At 41.6% G+C, this 6,591-nt stretch carries 6 protein-coding genes; all 6 read left to right on the top strand.

Annotation, left to right across the window (positions count from 1 at the left end; translation table 11 throughout):
- The first annotated feature begins 467 nt into the window (after nt 1-467).
- Nucleotides 468-992, top strand: coding sequence for a hypothetical protein (locus tag QZ138_RS02675; protein ID WP_292885915.1), 525 nt, complete (start codon nt 468-470; stop codon nt 990-992).
- Complete coding sequence (locus QZ138_RS02670) at nt 985-1,140, top strand: hypothetical protein (RefSeq protein WP_292601864.1); 156 nt, start codon at nt 985-987, stop codon at nt 1,138-1,140. Before QZ138_RS02675 ends, QZ138_RS02670 begins: the two co-directional genes overlap by 8 nt.
- Before the next feature lie 9 nt (nt 1,141-1,149).
- Complete coding sequence (locus tag QZ138_RS02665) at nt 1,150-1,512, top strand: hypothetical protein (protein ID WP_292885913.1); 363 nt, start codon at nt 1,150-1,152, stop codon at nt 1,510-1,512.
- A gap of 58 nt (nt 1,513-1,570) precedes the next feature.
- Nucleotides 1,571-1,942, top strand: a complete 372-nt coding sequence (locus QZ138_RS02660; RefSeq protein WP_292885911.1) for a hypothetical protein — start codon at nt 1,571-1,573, stop codon at nt 1,940-1,942.
- 151 nt (nt 1,943-2,093) lie between these two features.
- Nucleotides 2,094-2,927, top strand: a complete 834-nt coding sequence (locus QZ138_RS02655; RefSeq protein WP_292885909.1) for a hypothetical protein — start codon at nt 2,094-2,096, stop codon at nt 2,925-2,927.
- Nucleotides 2,914-6,585, top strand: a complete 3,672-nt coding sequence (locus QZ138_RS02650; protein ID WP_292885908.1) for an ATP-dependent DNA helicase — start codon at nt 2,914-2,916, stop codon at nt 6,583-6,585. The genes QZ138_RS02655 and QZ138_RS02650 overlap by 14 nt, the downstream gene beginning before the upstream one ends.
- The last annotated feature ends 6 nt before the right edge of the window (nt 6,586-6,591 follow it).

Raw genomic sequence — 6,591 nt, 5'->3', positions numbered from 1 at the left:
AAAATTTTGATTCTCTGTCCAACAGAAGTATAACAATGTTATTAAAATCATTGAAAATTTAAAATTCTGGAAAAAACTACTTAAGTTTCGGTGCATGTCAAAAAAACGAAACCTTTATATATGATATTATACATAAATGTTACTGCACTACAAATTATAGAAATAATTTAACCACATCATTAAAATTGAATTTGAATCCGGACTCTGTACGAACTCTTTAACATTGGAGGCTGATAAAAATGACACCACAGGTAAAAACAACTACTGCATGGAGCGTAGTATTCTTTTAGACCATACGGTTGCTTAATCTATGATATTTCAACCCCCGATTAGGCAACATCTTGAATTGATTTGCATTTCCCAGACTATCTTATCGACTATTTACACCGCTAGATATTCTCGATTTGTAACCTACACAGACCGTCAGGTTCTTAAAATTTAAACTATCATCATTTAGAGGAAATAAAATGGAAATAAAGAGAAATATTAATTTGAACATTAAAAAGACTGTCGAAAACTCCGTATGCGGAAATGAAGAGTTTCATTTCTATGTGGATGAACTAACATCCAATAATTACATGCCGACTTATGCGGGCATGGCCGATGAAAAATACGCATTTGATGAAATGGGCGATGAATTCTTTGAATTTTTAGCTCAAAAAGCCGATGAGGATGGAATCTACATCCGCCTTGTATATGCAACTGCCAGTGAAACGGATGGCGAAGCTGTATTCCAGCTGGAATATGGTGAGGCCAAAGAGGAATACAGGACCGAAGACATTGATGATGTCCTGGTGTTTGAATTTGCAGACTATGGAATCAAAGTGAAGGGAAACGAGGTGACCTTTGGCGCAACAATCGAAGGAGGTTGCGGACATACTCCCTACTTTGCCGAATTCGGATCAAAGAAAGCCAGTGAAGATTTTATTTCACTTGAAAATCCTTTGAACAGAAGGATAATATCGATTATGGAGGGGATGATATATGATTAACAGTTTCATATCAGTTTTACAGCTGGTCCTGATATTGATTTTGGCCTGTGTACTGCTGTACATATTGCTGATTAAGGGGGACAACAACAGGAGTTCCTATTTCATGTTTATAATAGATTTGTGCATGTTGTGGATGGTATTGATTTAAAGAGGTTCTATGCTGATTGATTGGGTTAGATATTCACAAGAGGTCGTTGAATTTTTAAATGTTGAAACGCTGAAGAAGATTGACTATGGAATTTTGGACTTATCCAAAATCAGGAATCATGAGCTCAGGGAAGTTCTTGTCTTCCTTGAAGAGCTTTTAACCATGGAGCTGAAGGTAAATTACCTGGAAAATGACACCGGGCTTTTCAGGGTCCATGTTGTTGGGGGCAAATGTTATTATAAGGAATTCGGATATGTGATTGAAGCTGATTCTGTATGCGAGCTGAAGGAATTGGTTTTGGCAGAAGACAGAATATGGTATGTGTTTGATGAGATTATGGCCTGTAATTATTTGGGGAGCGCTTCTCCTTGAATAATTAACATTTTTCAATGGACAGGGATGTTGAAAATTAAAGATATGGGGGTTAAATATGAAAACATGTCCTAACTGCTCCAAAGGATTAAACGGGAGCTTTAAATACTGCAACGGATGCGGTTCTAATTTGGAAAGTGGAGTTATCGGAGACTTCAAAACAGATTATCTGAATGTATTCAAAATCAATGATGAATTTGTCTACCTTTTCTCAGTGAAAGGAAGGCAGATTGTACTGAAGGCAAATTCAATCGATGATTTAAGGGAATTTGTCAAAATCAAGAGGTTCCCATGGAGGGAGCCGGAAAGAAACCTGTTGGAACATGAGGTGTCACTGACAAAACCGGCAAATGATGATTATGGGATAATAGGCGTCACAACGCTTGAGAGAAATCCCGAATATTCAAATCTTGATAAGCTATTCAAGTAATCACGCTGACTGCTGTTTAAGTGGGTTTTTATTTGTTCATATCATTTCACCTTTTAAATTCACTCCTTAAATTGCTTTTCCCACTTAAACAGTACAAAATTATTTAACTAATTTTAAACAAAAATTATGAACAGTTATGATAAATGAGGTTATGATAAACAGACTGGATGAACTTATTGGAGACTATAACACTCCTTTTTTCAATTACCTGCTTTACTCTTATGACTTGAGCCTGAATGAATGTGAAAGCATAATCGATGAGCTGAAGGAGGACATCAGCTCAAGCAAGGTCGTCTCTGACAATATGGTGTCCACTCTGGATGCATATTTCAAGTCAAAAGTCGCAGATTTGGAAAAGCGGGAAAAGCTTAAATATCTGGATGGCCTCATTAGCGAAGACAATGACTTTTACATTAAATACCTCAAGAGATATGAACTGCCTGCCGATGACATCGCACTGATTCGAGAAAGGGTAGAGTCTAAAATCATCGAGGAAAACATAACAGACTTTGAAATCAAGAGATACCTTGAGTACTACTTTTCAAATTCCCTAAAGCAGATTTCCTACATAAACGATCTGAACGGCATTGTCGGAAACAATTACGATACCCTTCTGATTCAAAACCAGAAGAAGACCTATCCGATTTTAAGGGACAAAGACATTGTAGATATAGTCTTTGCCATTCATGGTGAAATCATAGAAGCCAGGGAATTTAAAAACGGCATCAAGAATGAATTCAAAAGGCAGTGCATGATTAGAAGTGAGGACAAAAAGGCGAAATGCAGGAAAAACCTCAACAGGTTTGTTGTTGACAGCGGAGACTCATTTTCAAAGCTGGTGAAATTCAAGGGCCTTGAAAAAAGGGACGGTGAGATAATAGTTTCGCAAATCATGGATGACATCTCAAAAGGTCTCGTTCAGCCCGAAATGATTGACGGTGTTTTTATAACCAGACGTTTCAACGATTACAATGAGAGACAGTAGCGTTTTTACTTTCCTGAAAAGTAAGTATGAAGATTTATATGACCTGTGCACGGTCATGGAAAAACTGATTGTTCTTGAAAGATATGGCCTAGCCATGGCTGTAGCCAAGATAATCCTTGATCTATTCTGCCGCCAGACAAAAAGGGAGCTTGTCTTCACGATTGATGTTTTCAATGATGATTCACTGTCACTGAGTCGAAACGATTTGGAAAGCGTCCACAAAATACTTTTTGATTATATCTATAGGGACTATTTTGTCGGCCTTGATGAGTTTTTAAGGGTCGACTATGAATTTGATTTCACGTATTTGGGCAGCAATCCAAGAATAACCAATGATGACGTTTACCTTATAGTCGACAATCTCGAGGTTAATTCTGTAGCTCCGGCCCTGGTGGGTCTTGAGGGTGATGATTTGATATCCATGGAGGGCCTGGACGCAGAGGATAAGAAGAGGACCTTGGATATGGTTGAGGAAAATCTCAATCAGTTCATAAGGACTCATATCCTTACCCTTGATTTGTTTGACAGCGAGGGAAATCCCATTTCACGGCCGCTTAACTTTGAGGCAGTCAGAAAAGCCGACAGGTGTGCCGTTCGAGAGATTCCCCCTGATGTAGAGCTTGATGAATTTCAGAGGGATGCGGTGGAATATGTCGGAAAGCCCCTGGTGATCAATGCGGGACCCGGTGCCGGAAAAACAAGGGTGATTATTGAAAGGGTGCTTTATCTGATTGAAAACGGAGCCGAACCCGAATCGATACTTGTTATCACGTTCACCAACAAGGCCGCCGATGAGCTGAGGGAGCGATTCAAAAAGGACACCAAGCTGGAGCTCAACGTCATAAACCAGATGAGGATAAGCACAATCCACAGCTTCTGCAGGTCAATCCTATCGGATTTCTGTGACATTCCATATAATCTGCTTAAGAGGGAATCCGAAAGGAACCTCTTTTTCAACAAGCACAGAGGGGACCTGGGCTTTACGGGTCCGGCATTTCTTCGAAACTACGAATCCGGACAGGTCCTAAAAAAATATGAGGAATATGCATTGTTTGAGGTTGACTCAAAGGCGCTTATAGAATATATCGAATCGAAGTACCGGCCAAGCGAGGAATACCTCGAATATATTGACGAGTATTACCAAACACACTCTCACAACCAGTATCCGACAAAAAAGGAAATCAAGGCAAGGCACTTTTCATGCGATGTCTACAAGGCGCGTTACCTGCAGATTGCCAAATCATACCGGGACTGGATTGAGCTTATGGAGACAGAGCATGTCTGCGACCAGAATTATCTTCTCATCAAGGCACTGGAGATACTTTCAGATAAGGACAACCTGAAGCAGGTCCAGTACCGAAATGTCCTGATTGACGAGTTTCAGGACACCGACGCCATTCAGATGCAGATATTCGAACACTTAAGAAGCATTTCAGACACCTTCACCGTTGTCGGCGATGCGGACCAGAGCATATACTCCTTCAGGGCGGCAAATCCGAAATTCTTCAACGACTATGCCAAAAGCGATGAGTTTGAAAACAGGATACTTGTAAACAATTACCGCTCGACTTCAGACATAGTCGAGTTCAATGAAAGGTTCATAAGCCCGAAACGTTCAAATCCCAAGGATTTAAAGGCGGTCAACGAATCCAAGATGCCGGTCTACATGCTTGAAAACAGGAAGGATGATGAATACCGAGGAATTGCATATATTGTCAAGAACCTGAAAAGCTCCGGAAAGATCGCCAAATACAGTGATGTCTGCATTCTCTTCAGAAGCCACAAGGACAAAAAGGACATCCTCGAGGAATTCGAAAAGGAAAACATCCCATATTACCTTAAGGGAATTGACGATCTGATTTATCAGGACGAGGTGAAGGCTGTGCTTGCCCTTCTTTGGTATATGCTTCCCTTTGACCCGACACGCATTGCATATTACGGGGATGGGGGCCAGTGGATAAACCTCTCGTCATTCACTGATATCTACTATGAATCCTCAAAGGTCTTCAGGCTTTCAGCCAAAACCCAGGACATCCTCAACGACATCGAACGCAGGTTCCATGCAAATGTCGTAAGCGTCAAAAGCAGTTTCAAGCCCCTTGATTCCTCCTCAAGATCATCATCGATAATGGACGTGGTCAGGGACTTTGCAGACGATACCCTGGAGGAGATATTCAGCAGGGTCGGACCGGTTGATTTGAGCACGTTTTCACGAAGCGAGCTTGCAGGAATCGGAATAATTGACGAGCATGACCTTGACTTCTTTTCGGATTTAAACGAGCTGAAATCATCCCTTGGCGAGGTGAGAATGTCCTGCCTTGAAGTCTTCTATGAGCTTATAAGGATAACAGGCTTTGCAGATGAGCTTTTCTCAAGAAGCGACTTTGAAGCCAAGAAGGCGGCCCTCAACCTTGCGCTGATATCCGAAATAATCTCGGATTATGAAAACATCATGGGAAAATACGACCTTATCGGACTTTTCAATTATCTCTACCGTTCGCTCAAGTACTACTCATGTCCGATCAATGAGGAGGAGGACAACTCCCAGAAGGTCCATATCATGACTGTCCACAAGGCAAAGGGCCTTGAATATCCCGTGGTGATAACCGCTTCAATCAAGGACAGAAGCTTTCCTCTGACATTTTCCCCTCAGAGGAAGAATCATGTATTCAACAACTATCCTGTCTATCCGACCCCAAACAGGTTTTTGAAATACAAGATATCTGAAAAGATGGAGCCCTTCGAGTTCGACCGTGAGGAGGAGAGGGTGGTTTATGTTGCAAACACCCGTGCCGAGGAGCTTTTGATACTTTCGACAGTACTTCCAAGGACAGGAAGCAGAACCCCTCAGGTGCTCAGGGATTATGAAGATGGTCTGGTCAAAATCGAGCCTTCCGATGTATTTGACATGAAAAAAGTCACATCCCACATGGTCAGGGACACCAATCTCTTCAACCAGATTGATTTTGAAAACATCCTGGAGGATTACCTGTTCTGCCCGCTGAGGTACAACCTCGAAAGCAACCTCAAGTTTAAGAATCCCAAAAACATCGACAAGTTCATCGACTCAAAGCTCAGGATAATCGTCAACAGGCTGCACAATGAGAATTTCATGACAGAATGGGACAGAAACGCCATTGAAAACCTTGTATCTGAGGTCATCAAATCATACTCATTCGCCTCCGGTGAAAAGAACTTAAAAAAGCTCTTCAATCACTTTGCCGACTACTGGCAGGACTACGGCAGGAACTTTGACGTCATAAGGACATCCCATCCGGTAAGCCTTGAGGTTGGGGGATATGACATAAACGGCGTCATAGACCTGATGGTGAGTGACGGTGACGGCGTGAGCCTGGTTCACTTTATCCGCACACGTGACGAGATGAAGAACTACCATTCATTTTACATGGATCTTCTGGGCTATTATGCGCTGGCGCTTAAGGAAAGGGAAGACGTTGATGTTGAAAACCTGATGCTTTATGTTCTCGATGAGGGAAAGCTCTATGAAAGGGAATTTGTCAAAAGCGAATTCATTTTGGAGTATTTGGCAAGTGTCGTCGACAACATATCCGAGGATAACTACTCCAGGCATTACGTAAGCTGTGGGGAGTGCGAGTTCAACGGTCTCCTGTGCCAGAACAGCAATCTATTTAACTGACTGTTT

It is taken from the genome of Methanobrevibacter sp. UBA212 (assembly GCF_905233225.1).
Classification (GTDB): Archaea; Methanobacteriota; Methanobacteria; order Methanobacteriales; family Methanobacteriaceae; genus Methanocatella.
This window is presented reverse-complemented; position numbering and strand designations above follow the sequence as displayed.